17 protein-coding genes are annotated in these 20,306 nt (G+C 73.3%); 11 read left to right on the top strand and 6 right to left on the bottom strand.

Annotation, left to right across the window (positions count from 1 at the left end; genetic code table 11):
• Nucleotides 1-14: 14 nt before the first annotated feature.
• Nucleotides 15-932: an IS982 family transposase gene (locus tag ACTXG6_RS40965; RefSeq protein ID WP_445184679.1), complete on the top strand. Its 918-nt coding sequence runs from the start codon at nucleotides 15-17 to the stop codon at nucleotides 930-932.
• Nucleotides 933-949: 17 nt separating this feature from the next.
• On the opposite strand, the gene ACTXG6_RS40960 is transcribed toward ACTXG6_RS40965, so the two are convergent.
• From ACTXG6_RS40960 to ACTXG6_RS40950, 3 genes are read right to left on the bottom strand one after another with little or no spacing between them, the layout of a single operon-like run.
• Nucleotides 950-2,209 carry a glycosyltransferase family 4 protein gene (locus ACTXG6_RS40960; RefSeq protein WP_445184678.1) on the bottom strand — a complete coding sequence of 420 codons (1,260 nt, stop codon included), beginning with the start codon at nucleotides 2,207-2,209 and terminating at the stop codon, nucleotides 950-952.
• A gap of 10 nt (nucleotides 2,210-2,219) precedes the next feature.
• Entirely contained in the window at nucleotides 2,220-3,770 is a 1,551-nt protein-coding gene (locus ACTXG6_RS40955) for a 1,4-alpha-glucan branching protein domain-containing protein (protein WP_445184677.1), read from the bottom strand.
• Nucleotides 3,767-4,543, bottom strand: a complete 777-nt coding sequence (locus ACTXG6_RS40950; RefSeq protein ID WP_445184676.1) for a class I SAM-dependent methyltransferase — start codon at nucleotides 4,541-4,543, stop codon at nucleotides 3,767-3,769. The genes ACTXG6_RS40955 and ACTXG6_RS40950 overlap by 4 nt, the downstream gene beginning before the upstream one ends.
• 323 nt (nucleotides 4,544-4,866) lie before the next feature.
• Between ACTXG6_RS40950 and ACTXG6_RS40945 the strand changes: the two genes are divergently transcribed.
• The 9 genes from ACTXG6_RS40945 (at nucleotide 4,867) to ACTXG6_RS40905 (ending at nucleotide 15,386) form a co-directional block, all read left to right on the top strand.
• On the top strand, nucleotides 4,867-5,649 hold the full coding sequence (locus tag ACTXG6_RS40945) for an electron transfer flavoprotein subunit beta/FixA family protein (RefSeq protein ID WP_445184675.1): 783 nt from the start codon (nucleotides 4,867-4,869) through the stop codon (nucleotides 5,647-5,649).
• A gap of 28 nt (nucleotides 5,650-5,677) precedes the next feature.
• Nucleotides 5,678-6,634: an electron transfer flavoprotein subunit alpha/FixB family protein gene (locus ACTXG6_RS40940; protein WP_445184674.1), complete on the top strand. Its 957-nt coding sequence runs from the start codon at nucleotides 5,678-5,680 to the stop codon at nucleotides 6,632-6,634.
• Between the two features lie 512 nt (nucleotides 6,635-7,146).
• Entirely contained in the window at nucleotides 7,147-7,923 is a 777-nt protein-coding gene (locus tag ACTXG6_RS40935) for a GNAT family N-acetyltransferase (RefSeq protein WP_445184673.1), read from the top strand.
• On the top strand, nucleotides 7,920-9,143 hold the full coding sequence (locus ACTXG6_RS40930; protein WP_445184672.1) for a lysophospholipid acyltransferase family protein: 1,224 nt from the start codon (nucleotides 7,920-7,922) through the stop codon (nucleotides 9,141-9,143). The genes ACTXG6_RS40935 and ACTXG6_RS40930 overlap by 4 nt, the downstream gene beginning before the upstream one ends.
• A gap of 87 nt (nucleotides 9,144-9,230) precedes the next feature.
• Nucleotides 9,231-10,460, top strand: a complete 1,230-nt coding sequence (locus ACTXG6_RS40925) for a cysteine desulfurase family protein (RefSeq protein ID WP_445184671.1) — start codon at nucleotides 9,231-9,233, stop codon at nucleotides 10,458-10,460.
• Nucleotides 10,461-10,466: 6 nt separating this feature from the next.
• Nucleotides 10,467-11,549 (top strand): tRNA 2-thiouridine(34) synthase MnmA, encoded by a 1,083-nt coding sequence (mnmA, locus tag ACTXG6_RS40920; protein WP_445184670.1) that lies wholly within the window; start codon nucleotides 10,467-10,469, stop codon nucleotides 11,547-11,549.
• 7 nt (nucleotides 11,550-11,556) lie between these two features.
• Nucleotides 11,557-13,296 carry an AMP-binding protein gene (locus tag ACTXG6_RS40915; RefSeq protein ID WP_445184669.1) on the top strand — a complete coding sequence of 580 codons (1,740 nt, stop codon included), beginning with the start codon at nucleotides 11,557-11,559 and terminating at the stop codon, nucleotides 13,294-13,296.
• Nucleotides 13,297-13,457: 161 nt separating this feature from the next.
• The gene (locus ACTXG6_RS40910) at nucleotides 13,458-14,243 is read left to right on the top strand and encodes a hypothetical protein (RefSeq protein ID WP_445184668.1); all 786 of its coding nucleotides are present in this window, start codon (nucleotides 13,458-13,460) and stop codon (nucleotides 14,241-14,243) included.
• 117 nt (nucleotides 14,244-14,360) lie between these two features.
• Entirely contained in the window at nucleotides 14,361-15,386 is a 1,026-nt protein-coding gene (locus ACTXG6_RS40905; protein WP_445184667.1) for a methionine synthase, read from the top strand.
• Between the two features lie 17 nt (nucleotides 15,387-15,403).
• Here ACTXG6_RS40905 and ACTXG6_RS40900 read toward each other — a convergent pair whose 3' ends face one another.
• From ACTXG6_RS40900 to ACTXG6_RS40890, 3 genes are all read right to left on the bottom strand, one after another.
• Entirely contained in the window at nucleotides 15,404-16,228 is an 825-nt protein-coding gene (locus ACTXG6_RS40900; protein WP_445184666.1) for a transglutaminase family protein, read from the bottom strand.
• A gap of 185 nt (nucleotides 16,229-16,413) precedes the next feature.
• A complete protein-coding gene (locus ACTXG6_RS40895) occupies nucleotides 16,414-17,358 on the bottom strand; it encodes an alpha-E domain-containing protein (RefSeq protein WP_445184665.1) in 945 nt (314 codons plus the stop codon).
• Nucleotides 17,358-19,043, bottom strand: a complete 1,686-nt coding sequence (locus ACTXG6_RS40890) for a circularly permuted type 2 ATP-grasp protein (protein ID WP_445184664.1) — start codon at nucleotides 19,041-19,043, stop codon at nucleotides 17,358-17,360. The genes ACTXG6_RS40895 and ACTXG6_RS40890 overlap by 1 nt, the downstream gene beginning before the upstream one ends.
• Nucleotides 19,044-19,154: 111 nt before the next feature.
• Here ACTXG6_RS40890 and ACTXG6_RS40885 point away from each other — a divergent pair, with 111 nt between their 5' ends.
• Nucleotides 19,155-20,255, top strand: coding sequence for a pyridoxal-phosphate-dependent aminotransferase family protein (locus ACTXG6_RS40885; RefSeq protein ID WP_445184663.1), 1,101 nt, complete (start codon nucleotides 19,155-19,157; stop codon nucleotides 20,253-20,255).
• The last annotated feature ends 51 nt before the right edge of the window (nucleotides 20,256-20,306 follow it).

The following is a 20,306-nucleotide window of genomic DNA, read 5'->3' as shown; positions in this document are numbered from 1 at the left end:
AGCAGGAGGCTCTCGTGGACGCTGACCTGGACACCCTCGCGACGGCACTCTACGTGCGAACCGATGATCTGCTGAAGGCCACGCCGGAACGGGCCCCGTGGCGCCCGAAGGTCGGGATCGCACCGAAGATCACCGACTCTGAGCTGATCACCTTGGCGGTGATGCAGGCCCTGCTCGGACATACCAGCGAGGCCCGTTGGTTGCGCTATACCCGGGCCCACCTGGGACATCTGTTCCGCTACCTGCCCCAGCAGCCCGGTTACAACAAGCGCCTGCGCGGCCTGGGAGCCACGATCGGATGGCTGGTAGGCGTGCTGGCCCGCGACACCACGTTGTGGACCGACGACGTGTGGGTCGTCGATTCCACCCCGGTCGAGTGCGCCCGATCCCGCGACGCGGTCCGCCGCTCCGACCTGGCCGGGTGGGCCGAATACGGGTACTGCGCCTCGCACTCACGGTTCTTCTGGGGGCTGCGGTTGCACCTGTTGTGCACGCTGCACGGGCTGCCCGTCGGGTTCGCCCTGACTGGCGCGAAGGCCGACGAACGCCACACCCTGCTCGCAATCCTCGACACCGACCCCGAACTGACCGCACCCGCACGGGCCGGACAGACCGTGATCGCCGACCGCAACTACTACGGCCGCCAATTCGAAGCTGAACTCGCCAACACCGGCCTGCGCCTCCTGCGACCCGCTCGCAAAGGTGAACAACCCCGCCCCGGAACAGCGCTGTTCAAGCCGTTACGCCAGGTCATCGAGTCCATCAACGACACCTTCAAAGGCCAACTCAACCTCGAACAACACGGCGGCCACACCCCCGCCGGAGTCTGGGTCCGCATCGTCCAACGAGTCCTCGCACTGACAGCAGCGATCTGGCACAACGACCACACCGGCCAAACCATCAAACGATCACTACTGGCCTACGACCACTAAACCTTGGAATCGATCATCTAGCGGTCGGGGCCGAAGGCGTTGCCGGTCGGGATCTTGGGGCGGCCGATCGGCTCGAGCCGGTGGCGGCGGGCGCCGGCGTAGACCCGCGCGGTGGCCGCGGTGATCTGGTCCCAGTCGAACTCGGTGCGCAGCCGGGCGCGCGCCGCCCTGGCCCGGGTGGCGGCGGCCGCCGGGTCGTCCAGCACCGCCCGCACCGCTCTCGCGATGCCGGCCACGTCGCCCGGTTCGAAGGACAGGCCGGTGACACCGTCGCGCACCACCTCGCCGAGGCCGCCGGCCGTGGAGGCGACCAGCGGGGCACCGGCGGCCGCCGTCTCCAGCGCGACCATGCCGAACGGCTCGTAGCGGCTCGGCAGCACCACCGCGTCGACACCCGCGACCAGCGCGGCCAGCTCACGGTCGGACAGGTGGCCGACCAGCTTCACCGCCCGCCGGACCCGGTGCGACCTGGCCTGCTCGAGCAGGAAGTCGGCGTGCGTGCCGTGCCCGGCGACCACCAGCCGGGTACCCGGGTGCGCGCGCCGGATCCGGGGCAGCGCGGCGATCAGGTCGTGCACGCCCTTCTCGTACTCCAACCGGCCGAAGTAGAGCAGCAGCGGGGCGCCGTCCGGTGCGTGCAGCTCGCGCTCCGCGTCGACCTCGGCGCGGCGCACCCGCCAGCGCCGAGGCTCGATGCCGTTGTGCAGCACCGAGATCGAGTCGGGCTCGCGGTCGAACAGGCCGGCCGCCTCGGTGCGCATCGCTTCGGAGCAGGTGATCAGGGCGTCGGCGCGCTGGGCCAGCCACCACTCCACGGAGTGCACCTGCTGGCTCACCACACTGGTCAGCCAGCCGGCGTGCCGGCCGGCCTCGGTGGCGTGCAGGGTGACCACCAGTGGCACCTCGAGCAGGTCGGCGAGGCCGATCGCCGCGTGCGCCACCAGCCAGTCGTGCGCGTGCACCACGTCCGGGCGCCAGTCACCGAGCCAGCGCGGCGCGGCCCGCAACATGCCGTGGTTCATGCCCAGCGTCCAGGCGATCAGGTCGCGCTCGAACTCCAGGTGCGCGGGATCCTCGGCGGTCCGCAGCACCCGCACCCCGTCGACCAGCTCGTCCGCCGTCGGGTGGGTACTGGCGTCGGTACCGGCCGGCTGGCGGGACAGCACCCGCACCTCGTGCCCGGCGGCGGCGAGGCGCCGCGCCAGTGCGTGCACGTGCCGGCCGAGGCCGCCCACGACCACCGGCGGGTATTCCCAGGACACGAGCAGTACACGCATGGGTGGCAACCTACCGGCCGGTAAGAATCGAATACTCGGTTCGGGCCGTCGAGTCGGCTAACGACCGTGCGTCCAGCTGGCGGAACAGGGTGTCCTGCCGGTCGTAGCGGTCGACCACCGCTGTGGCCTCCGTCACTCTCCCGGCGGCGAGCAGGTCCGAGATCTCGGTGACCCGGTCGGCGTGCTGCCACGCCCTGGACCGGGCGTAGTCGGCCGCCGACTCCTTGGTGACCATGAACGCCCAGTCGCTGGCGAGCGCGAGCAGCGCCTGGCGGGCCAGCCCGTCCCGCGCCCGGTCGCGGCCCAGCCCGACCGGCTCGGTGCCGGTCTTGGCCAGCAGCCGGCGCTGCACCTCCCGGCCCAGCTCCACCAGGTCGGCCACCCGCTCGCCGTCCCAGTTGCGCCAGTCCTTGCCCGATCCCCAGGACGACGCCGGCAGCTCGACCGGCCCGGCCACCAGGCCCTCGTCCAGCGCCCCGCGCAGGGTGCTCACCCGCACGCCGGCCTCGGGCAGCCCACGCAGCACCTCGGCCAGCCACGCCGGCCCCTCGTGCCACCAGTGCCCGAACAGCTCGGTGTCGTAGGCGGCCACCACCAGCGCCGGGCGGCCGTGTCGCGCGGCCAGCTCGGTGAGCCGTTCGCGGACCACCGAGACGAAGTCGGCGGCGTGCTGGCGGACCGCGGCGGCGGCCAGCTCCGGGTCGTACGGCTTCTTGTCCGCCGGGGCGACCCCGCGCCCGGTCACCCGCGACGGCTTGAGCCCGGACGGGTGGTCGTAGGTGTGGAAGTCGCGGTAGTCCCGATGCCCGGGGTAGCCGGCCTTCGGCGACCACACCCGGTAGGTGACCGGCAGGTCGCGCCCGAAGCACACCACGTCGGTGTCGCCGACCGGGCGGCCGAACGCGGTGTCACCGCGCAGCGCCGGGCCGTCGACCAGGAACCGCCGCACCCCGGCCTCGGCGTAGCCGTACTCCATCCCCGGCGCGTAACCGCACTCCGGCGCCCAGATCCCGGCCGGTCGGGAGCCCAGCCGGCGCGCGGTGTCGGCCAGTCCGGCGCGCAGCGCGAAGTCCCGCACCGCCGGCTCGAGCAGCGGCTGGAACGGGTGGGTGGCCGGCCCGCCGAGCAGCTCGATGACGCCGTCGTCCACCAGCGGGCGCAGTACCGCCGACCCGCCGTGTCGCCACCGGGTCTCGAAGTCGGCCAGTGCGGCGGTGGCCGCGCGGTGCTCGTCGGCGGCCAGCGCGGCCAGCGGCGCGTTGCCGCGGCGGCCGGCGGCGCCGTGGGCGCGGAGCAGCCAGCCGCCCAGCCAGTCGTGCATGCCGCGCAGGCTGTACGGGTCGTCCAGCTGGGCGGCGAGCACCGGCGTCACCCCGAGGGTGAGTACGTCCCGGTGCCCTTCGGCGCCCAGCCGGCGCAGCATGTCCAGCACCGGCAGGTAGGAGCCTGCCCAGGCCTGGTAGAGCCACTCCTCGCCGACCGGCCACGCGCCGTGCCGGGGCAGCCACGGCAGGTGGCTGTGCAGGACCAGGCAGAACGTCCCGACCGGGCGCGAACTCACGAAGCCCCCGGGCGCTGGGCCACCGCGATCAGGTCCAGGCTGTCGTCGATCCGGTCGCCGTGGATCTCGAAGTCCGCCGCCGCGACCCGTGCCACGTCCGCGCGCAGCCGCTCCGGCCAGTCCCCGTCGCCCAGCGCGACCGCCACCTGGGCGTCGATCAGTGAACCGCCGTGCGCCCCGTCCAGCGCGCGCAGCGCCGGCCCGTGGTGCAGCCCGAGCAGCTCGCGGACCACGAACCCGGCGTCGACGAGGAGCTCCGATAGTTCGACGCCCGACAGTTCACGGGTGTGAAATGGGTTCAGTGGGGTATCCCGGCCCGGAGAGAAGGTGATCCTGTTGGGCGTCGTGACCAGCAACACCCCGCCGGGGCGCAGCACCCTCGCGCACTCGGCGAGGAAGCCTGCCTGGTCCCACAGGTGCTCGATCACCTGCAGGTTCGCTACCACATCCATGGCGCCGCCGGGCAGCGGAAGGTGAGCAAGATTGCCCCGCACGACGTGCACCCGGGGGTAGCGGGCCGCCACGTGCGCCGCGGTGACCGCGTCGTAGTCCAGGCCGACGACCAGCCGGGCCGACTCGGCGAGCAGAGCGGCGCCGTAACCTTCGCCACAGCCGGCCTCCAGCACCCGGGCGTCCGCGCAGTGGTGCAGCAGCGTCAGGTAGGCGGCCTCGTGGCGGCGGAACCAGTAGTTCTCCTCCGGGATGCCGGGCACGGTGCGCTCGCCGGTGAGCGCCAGCACGGCGTCGGCGGCGCTCTGTTCGGCGGCGCTCATCAGTACCTGGGTGACCTTTCACTCGGCGAACCGTGCGGAGACCCTAGCTCCCCGTCTCCCGCGCGCCTGGTGAGCAGCGTCACGGGGTTCCGTGGCAAGGATCACCGGTCGAGGTATGTCAGCCGACCGGTGTTCTCCGCGACGATGGGCACAAGTTACCCCGACGTAACGACTGCGCGCGGGAGTGCAAGAGTCAGCCGTTACACCGTCGACCTGCGCAGTCCCGCGTAAGGTCGGCGAACCGTTAGCGATATAAGTGGCTCTCGCCCGAGGGCGGTGGGCCGCTCCGGTCCACTCAACAGGCAGGAGGTCGAAGCGGACCGATGAACATTGTCGTACTGGTCAAGCAGGTGCCGGACACCTATTCCGAGCGAACGCTGACCGACTCAGACCACACGCTTGATCGAGAAGCCTCCGACGCGGTGATCGATGAGATCAACGAGCGCTCGGTGGAGGCCGCTCTACTGCTGAAGGAGGCGCACGACGGTGAGGTCACCGTGGTGTGCGTCGGGCCCGCCCGCGCCACCGAGGCGATACGCAAGGCGCTGAGCATGGGCGCGGACAAGGCCGTACACCTCTCCGACGAGGCGCTGCACGGCTCGGACGCCGTCCAGACCGCCAAGGCACTGGCCAAGGTGATCGGCACCGTCGAGGGCTACGACCTGGTCATCGCCGGCAACGAGGCGAGCGACGGACGCACCGGCGCGGTGCCGGCGATGGTCGCCGAGGTGCTCGGCCTCCCCGCGCTGACCCACGCGCAGGCGCTCGCCGTCGAGGGCACCACGGTGACCGTGACCCGGGGCACCGACGACGGCGTCACCAAGCTGACCGCCGAGCTGCCCGCACTGGTCAGCGTCGGCGAGAAGATCAACGAGCCGCGCTACCCGTCGTTCAAGGGGATCATGGCGGCGAAGAAGAAGCCGGTGACCTCGCTGACCCTGGCCGACGCCGGTATCGACGCGAGCGAGGTCGGCCTGGCGAACGCCCTGACCTCGGTCACCGAGGCCGCGCCGAAGCCGCCGAAGTCGGGTGGCGAGAAGGTCGAGGACGAGGGCGACGGTGGCGACAAGGTCGCCGCGTACCTGGTCAGCCAGAAGATCATCTGACCCGCATCGCCGAAGGAGGAGAACGAACATGAGTGAGGTTCTGGTCCTCGTCGACCATGCGGACGGCGAGATCAAGAAAGTGACCTACGAGCTGCTCACCGCGGCCCGTGAGCTGGGTGAGCCGTCAGCGGTGGTGGCCGGTGCACCCGGTACCGCCAGCAAGCTGGCCGACAGTCTGAAGTCCTACGGCGCGGCCAAGATCTACGTGGCCGAGTCCGACGAGGTCGAGAAGTACCTGGGCGGCGTCGAGGTCGCGGTGCTGGAGTCGCTGGTCTCCTCGGCGTCCCCGGCGGCCGTGCTCATCGCGGCCAGCGCGGACGGCAAGGAGATCGCCGGCCGGCTCGCGGTCCGCACCAACTCCGCGCTGCTCACCGACGTGGTCGGGGTCGGTGCTGACGGCACCGCGCAGCACTCCATCTTCGGTGGGGCGTTCGTGGTGACCGCCAAGGCGAACACCGAGCACCCGGTGATCACCGTCCGGCCGGGCGCGGTGGAGTCCGAGCAGGCCGACGGCGCGGGCACCGAGGAGACCGTCGACATCCCGGAGCTGTCCGGTCGCCATGCCTCGGTGACCAGCCGGGAGCCGATCGTCGGTGGCGACCGCCCGGAGCTCACCGAGGCCTCCATCGTGGTCTCCGGTGGCCGTGGCGTCGGCTCGGCGGACAACTTCTCGGTGATCGAGGCGCTGGCCGACTCGCTCGGCGCGGCGGTGGGCGCGTCCCGTGCGGCTGTCGACTCCGGCTACTACCCGAACCAGTTCCAGGTCGGGCAGACCGGCAAGACGGTGTCGCCGCAGCTGTACATCGCGCTGGGCATCTCCGGCGCGATCCAGCACCGGGCCGGCATGCAGACGTCGAAGACGATCATCGCGGTGAACAAGGACGCCGAGGCGCCGATCTTCGAGATCGCCGACTTCGGCGTGGTGGGCGACCTGTTCAAGGTCGCCCCGCAGCTCACCGAGGCGATCACCAAGCGCAAGAGCTGAGCGAGAGCACGACACCACAGGGGCCGGTGCCTTCGGGTGCCGGCCCCTTTCGCGACCCGGCTCGCCCCGTGACGTGTACCGGACCAGCGCGCAAGGCCCGTGCCGTGCCGTGCCGTGCGGTGCCGTGGCGCGCCGCGGCGCGCCGTGCGGCGGTTGTTACCGAGCTGCACACGAGGCAGGTTGGACCATGATCAAACCGGTCTGCTGTGCAGCTCGGTAACAACAGGCTCGTGTGCCGTGCGCCGTGTGCGCCGTGTGCGCCGTGTGCGCCGTGTGCGCCGTGTGCGCCGTGTGCCGGCGGTGCGGGGGCCGGCGGTGCGGGGGCCGGCGGTGCGGGGGCCGGCGGTGCGGGGGCCCGGTGCGGGGGCCGCCGGTGGGGTCGGTGACGCGGGGTGACGGGCTGGTCCGTTCGGGCGCGGTGGTCGTGCCCCGGCTGAGCGTTCACTCGCTTGCCATCGCGCGGCCAGTGCGGGTCCGGGCTCCCGTTCCACACGGCGGGTAAACCGTGGGGCATGACGCAGTCGCAGCTGCTGGTGAGCACCCCAGCGACCGAGCAGACCGGGCCTACCTCGCGTTACTCGCTGCTGTTGACCAGGAACGATGCCGACGTCGAAGCCGCGCAGCGGCTCCGCTACCAAGTCTTCGCCGGGGAGTTGGGCGCCACCCTGAGCGACCCTGAGAACGGGCGCGACATCGACAGCTTCGACGAGCACTGCGACCACCTCGTGGTGCGGGCCGACCGCACCGGGGAGATCGTCGGCACCTACCGGATGTTGCCCCCGGAGCGCGCCGGGGCCGCCGGCGGGCTCTACTCCGACACGGAGTTCGACCTGACCGCGTTCGCCGGCCTGCGTCCCTCCCTGGTCGAGGCCGGCCGCTCCTGCGTGCACCCCGACCACCGCAGCGGCGCGGTGGTCAGCCTGGTGTGGGCCGGCATCGCGCGGTACCTCCTGCTGACCGGGCATTCGCACCTCACCGGCTGCGCCAGCATCCCGCTGGCCGACGGCGGCGGGCTCGCCCGCGGCGTGTGGGACGCGGCACAGGCCAGGTATCTGTCGCCGCCCGACCTGCGGGTCACGCCGCTGCACCCGTGGGACTGGGCGGCGGTGCCGAGCCCGGCGCGCACCGTGATCCCGCCGCTGCTGCGCGGTTACCTGCGCCTCGGTGCCTGGGTGTGCGGGCCGCCCGCGCATGATCCGGAGTTCGGCGTGGCGGACCTGCTGATCCTGCTCCCACTGGACCGGATCGACCCCCGCTACCTGCGCTTCTTCCTGGGCGGCGGGGCATGACCGCCCCGCCCGCGCCGGCCTCGCTCGCTCCGGCGGTGACGCCGGCGCCCCCCGCTCCGGCGGTCCAGCCGGCCTCGCTCGCTCCGGCGGTGACGCCGGCGCCCCCCGCTCCGGCGGTCCAGCCGGCCTCGCCCGCTCCGGCGGTGATGCCGGCATCGCCCGCCGCGGCGGTCCAGCCGGCATCGCCCGCCGCGGTGGTCCAGCCGGCACCGCCCGCCGCGGCACTGACGCCGGCGTCGCCCGCGCCGGTGCACCCGGTGCTGCTGCCGGTCGGCGCGCGTCCCGGGCACTCCTGGGCACCGGCCTCCCCGTGCACCCCGGACTGCCTGCCCGCCGCCGGCGAGCTGGCCGAGGTGGGCCCGCTGCGGGTGGCGGCGCGGCTGACCGGGCTGGTCGTGCTCGTACTGACCACCGCCGTGCTGGCCGCGGTGCTCCCGGTCGTGGGTACCCGGCGGCGACTGCGGGTGCTGCGCGGAATGTTCGGGGCCGTACTGGCGGTGATCGGGGTGCGACTGGTGCACACCGGCGCGGACCGGTTCGACCTCACCCCCGACGAGCTGGGCGCCGATCAGCTGGGCGCTGATCAGCCAGGTGCCCGGGAACCCGGCGGCGTCCCGGACTTCGGCGGCGGCGTGCTCGTGGTGGCCAACCACCTGTCCTGGCTGGACATCCTCGCGCTCGGCGCGGTGCAGCCGATGCGCATGGTGGCCAAGCGGGAGATCCGGGACTGGCCGCTGGTCGGCACGGTCGCGGCCAGGGCCGGCACGCTGTTCGTGGACCGGGCCGGCCTGCGGGCGCTGCCGTCGGTGGTGGCGGAGGCGGCCACCGCGCTGCGGGCCGGCGCCGCGGTCGGGCTGTTCCCCGAGGGCACCACGTGGTGCGGCGCCGCCACCGGGGTGTTCCGCCGGGCCGGGTTCCAGGCCGCGCTGGACGCCGGTGTACCGGTCCGGCCGGTGGCGCTGGGGATGCGGCTGGCCGACGGCTCCCGCACCGGTGTCGGCGCGTTCATCGGCGAGGACACGCTGGTCGACTCGCTGCTGCGGGTGGCCCGGTTGCCCGAGCTGGTGCTCGAGGTGGCGGTGCTGCCACCGCTGCTGCCGGTGCCGGGACTGGACCGGCGCGAGCTGGCGCGGCGGGCCGAGCTGGCCATCGCGGCGGCCACCGGAGTACCGGCCCCGGCGTCGGTGCGGCGGCCGGCCGCGCTGCCCTCGGCCGCCTGAGCCCCCGCCGCGAGCGGGCCGGTCGAGCTGAGGGGGAGTGCGCCCCACAAGACGCCGGGCCGCCGGGGAGCTAACCTGACTGTCGACATGACGTACCTGGATCACGCCGCCACCACGCCGATGCTGCGACAGGCGGCAGCCGCGATGAGCGAGGCGTTGTCACGTACCGGCAACGCCTCTTCGCTGCATTCCGCCGGCAGGCTGGCCCGCCGTGCGGTGGAGGAGGCGCGGGAGTCGATCGCCGCGTCGGTCGGCGCCCGGCCGTCCGAGGTGGTGTTCACCGCCGGCGGCACCGAGGGCGACAACCTCGCGGTGAAGGGCATCTACTGGGCTCGCCGGGGCGACGACCCGCGCCGCACCCGGCTGCTGGTGTCCGCCATCGAGCACCACGCGGTGCTCGAGGCCGCCGAGTGGTTGGTCACCCACGAGGGCGCCGAGCTGGAGCTACTGCCGGTCGACCAGGTCGGCCGGGTCCGCCCGGAGACGCTGCGCGCCGCGCTCGCCGCCGGCGCCGGCCGGACCGCGCTGGTCAGCGTGATGTGGGCGAACAACGAGGTCGGCACGGTCAACGACATCGAGGCGCTGAGTGAGATCGCGCACGAGTTCGACGTACCGCTGCACACCGACGCGGTGCAGGCGGTCGGCGTGCTGCCGGTCGATTTCGCCGCCTGCGGCGCGGACGCACTGACCCTGACCGGGCACAAGCTCGGCGGCCCCTACGGCCAGGGTGCGCTGCTGCTGCGTCGCGACGCGGAGTGCACGCCGCTGCTGCACGGCGGCGGCCAGGAGCGCGACGTGCGGTCGGGCACGCTCAACGTGCCGGCGGTGGTCGGTCTCGCGGTGGCCGTCCGGCACGCGGGCGCCGACGGTCCACACCGCGCCGCGGAGCTGGCCGGGCTGCGCGACGAGCTGGTCCGCAAGGTGCTCGAGGCGGTGCCGGAGGCGACGCTGAACGGCGACTGGGGCCACGAGCTGGTCGGTGGCGGCCCGTGTCGGCTGCCCGGTATCGCGCACATGTCCTTCCCGGGCTGCGAGGGCGACAGCCTGATCATGCTGATGGACGCGCAGGGCATCGAGTGCTCGACCGGCTCGGCCTGCACCGCCGGGGTGGCCCGGCCGAGTCACGTACTGCTGGCGATGGGTGCCGACGAGGCGACCGCGCGCGGTTCGCTGCGGTTCTCGCTGGGACACACCTCGACCGACGCCGACGTCGCCGCGGTGGCCCGCGCGATCGGCCCGGTGGTGGAACGGGCCCGCCGCGCCGGCCACGCGGGCAGCCGGCAGACACTGGCGAACACAGCGGCCACCGGGCGGTAACCGATCATGCGAGTACTGGCCGCGATGAGCGGCGGGGTGGATTCGGCGGTCGCGGCAGCGCGCGCGGTGCGGGCCGGGCACGACGTGGTCGGTGTGCACCTGGCACTGGCCGAGACACCCGCCGCGCTGCGCACCGGTTCCCGGGGGTGCTGCTCGAAGGAAGATGCCGGCGATGCCCGCCGGGCCGCCGACGTGCTCGGCATCCCGTTCTACGTGTGGGACTTCGCCGGCCGTTTCGCCGAGGAGGTCGTCGACCAGTTCGTCGCGGACTATGCGGCGGGCCGGACGCCGAACCCCTGCCTGCGGTGCAACGAGAAGATCAAGTTCGCCGCGCTGCTGGACAAGGCGCTGGCACTGGGCTTCGACGCGGTGTGCACCGGGCACTACGCCCGGCTGAGCCACCAGGCGGACGGGACGGCCGTGCTGCGCCGCGCCGTGGACGCCGGCAAGGACCAGTCCTACGTGCTCGCGGTGCTGTCCGCCGAGCAGCTGGCGCACGCGATGTTCCCGGTCGGGGACACCCCGAAGGCCCGGATCCGGGCGGAGGCGGCCGAGCGGGACCTGGCCGTCGCGGCCAAGCCGGACAGCCACGACATCTGCTTCATCCCCACCGGCGACACCGCCGGTTGGCTCACCGAGCGGCTCGGCGCCCGCCCCGGTCCGGTGGTGGACGCGCTGAGCGGCGCCGTGCTCGCCCAGCACACCGGGGTGCACGGGTTCACCGTCGGCCAGCGCAAGGGCATCGGGGTGGACCAGCCGGCAGCGGATGGCCGGCCCCGCTACGTGCTGGGCATCGAGCCGGTCAGCGGCACCGTGCGGGTCGGCCCCTCCGAGGCGCTGGACGTGCACGAGATCGTCGGCGAGCGGCCGGTCTGGGCGGCCGGGCGGGCGCCGGTGGGCGCGGTGGAGTGCGTGGCGCAGGTACGGGCACACGGCGGACTGGCTGACGCGGTGGCCGAGCTGGACGGCGAACTGCTCCGGGTACACCTGCGCGAGCCCCTGCGCGGCGTGGCGCCCGGTCAGGCGGTCGCGCTGTACCGCTCCGACCCGGCCGGTGACATCGTGCTCGGCTCGGCCACGATCCGCTGAGCCGTCGGTGGTGTCGGGGTTCGGGGTATCCGGGTTCGGGGTGAGCACCGCCGGCCAGGACGACCCGCCCCGCGATCTGCCCGACCTGCTCGGCCGCCTGGTCCGCCGCGACGCCCTCGCCGCCGCGGTGATCGACGTCGCGGCCGACCGGCGGGCCATCGTGGTGTCGCGGGCCGAGCTGTGGCGGCGCACCCTCGCGCTGGCCGACGAGCTCGCCCGGGCCGGCGTCGGTCGCGGTGACTGCGTCGCGGTGTGGCTGCCGAACTGGTCGGATGCGCTGTGCTGGCAGTTCGCCGCCGCTGCCCTCGGTGCGCACGTGATCGGGGTCAACACCCGGTACAACGTCGACGAGGTCACCCACCTGCTGGACAGCGCGCGGCCCCGGCTGGTCGCGGTGGCGCACGGGTTCCACGGGCTGGACCTGCGGGAACGACTCGTCACGGCGGCCCGGCGCAGCGCGGCACCCACCCCCGCGGTGGCCGTCGTCCTCGGCCCGGCCCCGGCGGACACCGGCACCGAGCTGGCCGGCACCGAGTCGACCGACGCCGAGCTGACCGGCACCGAGCTGGCCGGCACCGAGCTGGCCGACTACGACCTGGGAGCCGGCGCGTGGACCCCGAGCCGGCCGTCCGGGCGGCCACCGGAACCCGCCCCGTCCGACCCGGCCGCGCTGGCGGTGGCGTTCACCACCAGCGGCTCCACCGGCCGGCCCAAGCTCGCCGCGCACTCGGGCACCGGGGTACTGCGGCACGCGCTGGCCGGCGCCGCAGCGATCGGGTTGGCCACCGGCGACGTGCTGCTCTGCGGGGTGCCACTGGCCGGCACCTACGGGTTCAGCGCCGCGATGGCCGCGCTGGCCGGCGGTGCGACCGTGCTGCTCGAGCCGGTCTTCGACGCGGACGCGGTACTGGACGACATGGCCCTGCACCGGGTCAGCCACGTCGTCGGCGGGGACGACCTCGGGCTGCGCCTCGAACGGGCCTGGCGGGCGCGCCCCAGGGACCTGTCCAGCTGGCGGTGGTGGGGCGCGGCGAGCTTCCAGGGGCGGGTCCCCGAGCTCGCCCGGTGGGCGGCGGACTCGTTCGGCACCTCGACCGCCGGCGTGTACGGCTCCTCCGAGGTCTTCGCGCTCACCTCGATGTGGCCGGCCGACGAGCCGGCGCCGCGCCGCTGGGAGGGCGGCGGCCGGGTGGTCACCCCGGAGATCCAGGTGCGCGCCGCCGACCCGGAGACCGGTGCGGTGCTGCCCGCCGAGCGGGAGGGCGAGCTGCAGTTCCTCGGGCCGAACGTCGTCGAGGGCTACCTCGGTAACCCGTCGGCGGCCGCGCGCTCGTTCACCGAGGACGGCTGGTTCCGCAGCGGCGACCTGGGCTACCTGGTCGAGGACGGGGTGTTCGTCTACACCTGCCGGATGGGTGACGCGCTGCGGCTGCGCGGGTTCCTGGTGGACCCGTCGGAGATCGAGACCCGGTTGGCCGAGCACCCGGGGGTGGACATCGCCAAGGTGGTGGGCATCGCCGGGTCGGACGGCGGCACCCGGGCGATCGGCTTCGTGGTGCCCGACCCCGGCGCGGTGGGTACCCCGCCCACCCCGGGTGAGCTGCGCGACTGGTGCGCCGCGACGCTGGCGAAGTTCAAGGTGCCCGACCTGGTGCACGTGATCGACGAGATGCCGACCACGTCGGGCCCGAACGGGACGAAGATCCTCAACACCACGCTGCGGGACTGGGCGCACGAGCGCTCCTGAGCTGCCCGCCGGGCGACCGGCGCGTGATCCCCTCGGCCTCCCGAGGGGGAGATCCCTACCCGGGCCGCTGGGCTGGCTCCCGAGGTCCGGGGGGTCAGCACGATCGTCTGTTGCCCCGTGCCGCGTCACGATCAACGTGTCTGTGGCGAGAGGGGAATCCAATGGCGGGCTGGTCGTTCCGGAGCACGACACGGCGGCTGCCGCGACCGGCCGCCCGGCTGGTCACGGTGCTGGTGTGGTTGGTGGTGGCGGTCCTCGCACTGGGCCTGGCCGCCGGCCGCGCCGAACCGAGGCGCGCGCACGCGCAGGGAGGGGTACCGATGGCACAGCAGAGCGCGCTGGCCGCCGCGTCCGGCGGTGGCCGGGCGGCACTGCTCGCCGAGGCCCGCCGCGAGCTCGCGGCGATGCGCGATACCCAGTACCAGCACGAGACCGAGGTCAACGCCGCCAAGGGCGAGTTCTACTACGACTGCTCCGGCTTCCTGGACTACGCGCTGAAGCGCGCCGCGCCGGCCGCGTTCCGCGCACTGCCGGTCACCGCCTCCTCCGGCCGCCCGCTCGCCCAGGACTTCGAGCACCACCTGCGCCAGGCCGGTGGCGGCGACCCGTGGCGTTCCGTGTCCACCGTCTCCGCGCTGCTGCCCGGCGACGTGATCGCCTGGCTGGCCACCCCGGATTCGAAGACCCGCGACACCGGGCACGTGATGATCGTGCTGGGCGCGCCGGTGCACAACCCGCAACGCGCCGACGAGTGGCTGGTCAAGGTCGTCGACTCGACCGTCTCGCCGCACGCCCAGGACTCCCGCGGCGCCGACGACGAGGGACTGGGCACCGGCGCCGTGGGCCTGGTCGCCGACGCCTCGGGCCACCCGGTCGGCTTCTACTGGCGGGGTGGCCTGTCCAAGGTCGCCAAGCGGACGGACGTGGCGCTCGGCCGGCTCGGCTGAGCGAGCGCGAGACCTGACCGCGAGCCTGACCGCGACACCCGAGCGCGAGACCGACCGCGACACCCGACCGCCCCGCGGCGGTTGGGTGTCGCGGCCAAGCCTGGTAGACACCCGGCTGTGAGTACGCCGCATTGGTCGCCCGGTACCGCCACCGGAATCGGATCCCTACCCGGCACCGACCCGCTGGAGGCAGCACGCACCGTCGCCGGCGAGCTGCCGGACCTGCCCTACCTGCCGGAGCTGCCGGCGCGCGGGGTGGGCGCCGACATCATCGGCCGCACCGCCGCCATGCTGGTCGACCTGGCCACTGAGCTGGTGCCGTCCGGCTATCGGGTCGCCTCGCGCGCCGGTCGTGAGCACCGGCGCGGCGTCGACCTGCTGCGCACCGACCTGGACGCGCTCGAGGAGGTGCTCGATGCCGCCGCGCCGGCCTGGGTGAAGGTGCAGGCCGCCGGGCCGTGGACGCTGACCGCGGGGATCGAGCTGCGCAACGGGCACCGGGTGCTCACCGACCGGGGCGCCCGCCGTGAGTTCGCGGCGAGCCTGGCCGAAGGACTGTCCAGGCACGTCGCCGAGGTCGCCAAGCGCACCGGTGCCCAGGTCACCGTGCAGCTGGACGAGCCGAGCCTGCCGGCGGTGCTGGCCGGGTCGCTGCCCACCCCGTCCGGGTTCGGCACCGTCGCGGCGGTGCCCGAGGCCGAGGCGCAGCAGGTGCTGCGCGATCTCATCGACGCCCTGCCCGAGCCGGTGATCGTGCACTGCTGCGCACCCAAGGCCCCGATCGCCCTGCTGCGCGGCGCCGGGGCCGGCGCGCTCGCGTTCGACGCGAGCCTGATGGGCACGCACACCGCCGCGTTGGACGCGATCGGTGAGGCCTGGGACGAAGGCATCCCACTGCTGCTCGGGCTGGTCCCCACCACCCGGCCGGAGCCGGAGCGCACGCTGCGTGAGCTGGCCCGCCCGGCGCTCCTGCTGGCCGACCGGGTCGGGTTCACCCGTACCCGGCTGGCCGAGCTGGTGGTTCCCACCCCTGCCTGCGGGCTGGCCGGGGCGAGCCCGGAGTGGGCCGTCAAAGCCATGACCCAGTGCCGCGAGCTGGGTCGCGCCTTCGTCGAGCCGCCGGAGAGCTGGTCCGCTTCCTAGCGCATTCCGCGGTGACCTCAGGCCAGCCGGGTCATGTCCACGGTGACGTCGAGGGCCTCCGCCTCGCCGCCGGTGTAGATGCCCTTCATCGGCGAGACGTCGGCGTAGTCCCGGCCCATCGCGACCAGGACGTGGCGGTTGCCGATCGGCACGTCGTTGGTCGGGTCGTAGCCCCACCAACCACCGGTCCAGGCCTCGATCCAGGCGTGGCTCTCACCGCGCACGGTCTGCTTGACCTCGGTGTCCTCCTTGGGGATCAGGTAGCCCGACACGTACCGGGCCGGGATCCCCATCTGGCGCAGCAGCGCCAGCGTCAGATGCACGTAGTCCTGGCAGACCCCCTCGCCGGCCTGCCAGGCCTCCACCGCGGAGGTGTGCACCCCGGTGCTGCCCGGCACGTACCGCAGGTTCTCGTGCACCCACTTGCAGGCGGCGAGCGCCGCATCGGACGGCTTGTGGCTGCGCCGCATCGGGGCCACCACCTTGCCCAGCCCGCGGTCGGCGGACACGTAGTTGGAGAACTCCAGCATCTCGGTGTGCCGGTCGGAGACCTTCTCGCTGGTGACCTCCTCCCAGCTGGCGTTGCGGTTGACCGGGGCGGCGTCACCGGTCTCCACCACGGAGGTGGCCACCACCTCCAGCTCGGTGTGCGGGGCGTGCAGGTCGAAGGCGGTGACGACGGTGCCCCAGTAGTCGGTGAACCGGTACGCGCGGGTGGCCGGCACGGTCTCCACCCTGGTCACGATCACGTTCTGCCGGCTGTCGCCGCGCGGGGTCAGCCGCACCTCGTTGTAGGACTGGGTGACCGTCCCCGAGTACCGGTAACCCGTCGAGTGCACCACTCTGATCCGCCAACCCACTTAGTGCCCCCCGAACGAGGTCGTCTTACCCGTCTCCGGCGCCCAGCTGGCGCCCCGCCGCGTTGGAGCCGCGGCCCGATACAACAGCGGTATCGGCCCCCGCCTCCGCCTTGCGCTGCATCCAGCTGGATCACCGGATCCGGGCAAGGAACCTCGTTCGGCGGGCACTACGACACCTCCGGTGCGGTCCAGGCCACCCAGGGCGCGGAGTGGAAATACTGCAGGGACACCGCTTCGCCGACCTCCCGGATGCACTCCTGCAGCCCGCCGAGCTGCGCCGGCAGGTCGTCGAGCAGGTCCTGCGGGCGCAGGAACTCCAGCTCGCTGCGCGCCCGGCCGAGCAGCCGCAGGGCCTCGTGCTTGGCGCCGATCCGGACCGTCGGCCGCCGGTCGAGCTGTTGCAGGCAGCTCTCCGCCTCGTGTATCGCGTGGAACACCGAGCGCGGGAACAGCCGGTCCAGCAGCAGGAACTGCACCACCCGCCCCGCATCCAGCACGCCCCGGTAGGTGCGCAGGTAGGTGTCGTGCGCGCCGGCCGAGCGCAGCACGGTCAGCCAGCCGGGCGAGGACATCCGGTCCGACACCCGGGACAGCAGCAGCCGCACCACCATGTCCACCCGCTCCACCGACTGGCCGAGCAGCAGGAACCGCCAGCTGTCGTCACGGCTCATGGTCGAGGCGGCCAACCCGTGGAACATCGCGGCCCGCTCCTCGACGTAGGCGAAGAACGCGTGCGGGCCACCCCAACGGGCGTAGCTCTGTCGCTCCGGCAGCGCGTTGAACGTCGCGTTCAGGCACTCCCACATCTCCGTGGAGACGACCTCGCGGGCGCCGCGGGCGTTCTCCCGCGCGCTGGCGACCGATGCCACGATCGAGCCGGCGTGCTCGGTCGAGTAGCCGGCCAGCTCGGTCAGCGACCAGGCGTCCAGCGGCTCGTCGCTCTCCGGCTCGACGCCCAGCACGCTGAGCAGGACGCGGGCGGCGGTGTCCGCATCCACCGTGGCGTCCTCGAGCAGCTGGTGCACCGACACGTCGAGGATGCGTGCGGTGTCGTCGGCCCGCTCCACATAGCGGCCGATCCAGTACAGCGACTCGGCGTTCCGGGCCAACATCAGCGAGTCCTTTGCTGTTGTTGCTGCTGTTGTTGCTGTTGTTGGCCGGCGGTGAGCTCGGGTCCGTGTTCGGCGGCCGGCGAGGACGGCGGCGGGGACTTGGACAGCCCCGCCCCGCCGAGCTCCCGGTCCCCGCCGGAGGACTTGCCGGCCAGCACCCAGGTGTCCTTGCTGCCGCCGCCCTGGCTGGAGTTGACCACCAGACTGTTCTTGGGCAGTGCCACCCTGGTCAGCCCGCCGGGCAGCACGAACACCCCGTCGCCGTCGTTCACCGCGAACGGGCGCAGGTCGACGTGGCGGGGCGAGAGCTGGTCGGCCACCTTGGTCGGCACCGTGGACAGCTGCACCACCGGCTGGGCGATCCAGCCGCGCGGGTCGGACTGGATCTCCCGGCGGGCGTGGGTGAGCTCGCGGGAGGTGGCGATCGGGCCGAACAGGATGCCGTAGCCACCGGACCCCTCCACCGGCTTCACCACCAGCTCGTCCAGGTGGTCGAGCACGTAGGTGCGCTCGTCGGTCAGCCAGCAGCGGTACGTCGTGACGTTGGGCAGCAACGGCCGCTCGTTGAGGTAGTACTGGATCATCGTGGGTACGTAGGTGTAGACCAGCTTGTCGTCGCCGACGCCGTTGCCGACCGCGTTGGCGATCACCACGTGGCCGGCCCGGGCGGCGTTGAGCACCCCGGCCACCCCGAGCACCGAGTCCGGCTTGAACTGCATCGGGTCCAGGAACTCGTCGTCAAGGCGCCGGTAGATCACGTCCACCTGCTGCTCGCCCTCGGTGGTGCGCATGTAGACGATGTTGTCCCGGCAGAACAGGTCGCGGCCCTCGACCAGCTCGACGCCCATCTGCCGGGCCAGCAGCGAGTGCTCGAAGTAGGCGGAGTTGAACACACCTGGAGTGAGCACCACGACGACCGGGTCGGCCGCGTTCGGCGCCGCCGCCGCCCGCAGCGCGCGCAGCAGGTGGCTGGCGTAGTCGCCGACCGCGCGCACCCGCTGGCGGGTGAACAGGTCGGGGAACACCCTGGCCATGGTGCGCCGGTTCTCCATCACGTAGGACACCCCGGACGGGCAGCGCAGGTTGTCCTCCAGCACCCGGAAGGTGCCTTCCTCGTCGCGCACCAGGTCGATGCCGGCGACGTGGATGCGCACCCCGTTCGGCGGCACGATGCCAGCCGCCGCGCGGTGGAAGTGCTGGCAGCTGGTGACCAGCCGGCGCGGGATCACCCCGTCGCGCACGATCTGCGCGTCCGCGTAGACGTCGGCCAGGAACGCCTCCAACGCCTTGACCCGCTGCACGATGCCGCGCTGCAGCCGGGTCCACTCCGATGCCGCGATCACCCGGGGAACGATGTCCAGCGGGAAGGTCCGCTCCTGCCCGGACAGCGAGAACGTGATGCCCTGGTCGGCGTAGGCGCGGTCCAGGGCCTCCGACCGGGCGGTCAGGTCGGCGGCGGCGGTCGGCGCGATCGCCTCGTGCAGAGCGCGGTACGGGGTCCGTACCGTCCCGTCCGAGTCGAACATCTCGTCGAACGCGTCCGGGTGGGCACGGTCCGGTTGGAAGTAGCCGTCGAAGAGGGCCGGGTCACCGTTCGGTGTCACGGCGGGCGGCCTCGACTTCGACCCGTTGCCTCCGGTGCGCGGCTTGGCGGAACGTTTCACTGAACGACTCACGGTGGTCATCTTTACCCAGCGAGAGCTGTCGAGCCATCAATTGCGCACGTGAAGTCGCTACGTCTGGGTAACGCCCTCCCGACGGGTGCCGCGCCGCCGCCCGTCGTAGGCTCCATTCCCGTGACTGCGCACGCCGATCGCCTGCTGCTCGGACCCGGCCCGTCCAACCCGTACCCGGAGGCGATCGAGGCGCTCGGGCGCCCGGTGCTCGGGCACCTGGATCCGGACTACCTCGCCCTGATGGCGGAGATCTCCGAGCGGCTGCGCGCCGTGTTCGGCACCGCCAACGAGCTGACCCTGCCGGTGAGCGGCACCGGTTCGGCCGGCATGGAGGCGTGCCTGGCCAGCCTGCTGCAGACCGGCGAGACGGCCATCATCGGCGTCAACGGGTACTTCGGTGAGCGGCTCTGCGAGGTGGCAAGCCGGGGCGGCGCCCAGGTGGTCCGGGTGGAGGCACCCTGGGGCACGGCCCTGGACCCGGCCGACCTGCTCGCCGCGCAGCGCGCCAACCCGGGCGCCCGGCTGCTCGCGACGGTCGCGGCGGAGACCTCCACCGGCGTGCGCAACGACATCGCGCCGCTGGCCGCGCTGGCCGACACGGACACCTTGCTGCTGGTGGACGCGGTGACCGCGCTGGGCGGCACCGAGCTGCGGGTGGACGACTGGAAGATCGACGCCTGCTACTCGGCCAGCCAGAAGTGCCTCGGCGCGCCGCCCGGCCTGGCCCCGGTGACCCTGTCACCGCGCGCGGTGGACGTGCTGCGGGCCCGCACCGAGCCGATCCGCTCGTTCTACCTCGACCTCGGGCTGCTGCACGAGTACTACCTGGGGTCGTCGCACCGCTACCACCACACCGCGTCCTCGACCATGGCGTACTCGCTGCACGCCGGGTTGGGCCGGCTGCTGGGCGAGGGCCGCGAGGCGGTCTGGGCGCGGCACGCCTCGGTGGGCGGCAAGCTGCAGGACGGGTTGGCCAAGCGCGGCTTCGGGCTGATCGCGGACGCGGCCAACCGGCTGCCGCAGCTGACGGCCACGACGCTGCCGGACGGGCTGGACGAGGCACCGCTGCGCCGCGCGCTGTTGGACCGCCACGGCATCGAGGTCGGCGGTGGCCTCGGCGAGTTCGCCGGCCGGGCCTGGCGGATCGGTCTGATGGGGCACGCGGCCAAGGAGCGCTCGGTGCTCACCCTGCTCGGCGCGGTGGACGAGCTGCTCGGCTGAGCTCTCGGCGCGGAGCGTGGCGCCGGGCGCGGGGCGTGGCGCCGGGCGCGG

Source organism: Pseudonocardia sp. Cha107L01, from assembly GCF_052566575.1.
The sequence above is the reverse complement of the archived record's forward strand: the minus strand, read 5'-3'. Positions and strand labels throughout refer to the sequence as shown.

What these genes read in the sequence shown, in the direction of transcription:
- ACTXG6_RS40925 (WP_445184671.1), top strand. Translation starts at nt 9,231, where the DNA reads ATGACGTACCTGGATCACGCCGCCACCACGCCGATGCTGCGACAGGCG.
- ACTXG6_RS40935 (WP_445184673.1), top strand. Translation starts at nt 7,147, where the DNA reads ATGACGCAGTCGCAGCTGCTGGTGAGCACCCCAGCGACCGAGCAGACC.
- ACTXG6_RS40890 (WP_445184664.1), bottom strand. Translation starts at nt 19,043, where the DNA reads ATGACCACCGTGAGTCGTTCAGTGAAACGTTCCGCCAAGCCGCGCACC.
- ACTXG6_RS40930 (WP_445184672.1), top strand. Translation starts at nt 7,920, where the DNA reads ATGACCGCCCCGCCCGCGCCGGCCTCGCTCGCTCCGGCGGTGACGCCG.
- ACTXG6_RS40910 (WP_445184668.1), top strand. Translation starts at nt 13,458, where the DNA reads ATGGCGGGCTGGTCGTTCCGGAGCACGACACGGCGGCTGCCGCGACCG.
- mnmA (WP_445184670.1), top strand. Translation starts at nt 10,467, where the DNA reads ATGCGAGTACTGGCCGCGATGAGCGGCGGGGTGGATTCGGCGGTCGCG.
- ACTXG6_RS40945 (WP_445184675.1), top strand. Translation starts at nt 4,867, where the DNA reads ATGAACATTGTCGTACTGGTCAAGCAGGTGCCGGACACCTATTCCGAG.
- ACTXG6_RS40940 (WP_445184674.1), top strand. Translation starts at nt 5,678, where the DNA reads ATGAGTGAGGTTCTGGTCCTCGTCGACCATGCGGACGGCGAGATCAAG.
- ACTXG6_RS40895 (WP_445184665.1), bottom strand. Translation starts at nt 17,358, where the DNA reads ATGTTGGCCCGGAACGCCGAGTCGCTGTACTGGATCGGCCGCTATGTG.
- ACTXG6_RS40960 (WP_445184678.1), bottom strand. Translation starts at nt 2,209, where the DNA reads ATGCGTGTACTGCTCGTGTCCTGGGAATACCCGCCGGTGGTCGTGGGC.
- ACTXG6_RS40950 (WP_445184676.1), bottom strand. Translation starts at nt 4,543, where the DNA reads ATGAGCGCCGCCGAACAGAGCGCCGCCGACGCCGTGCTGGCGCTCACC.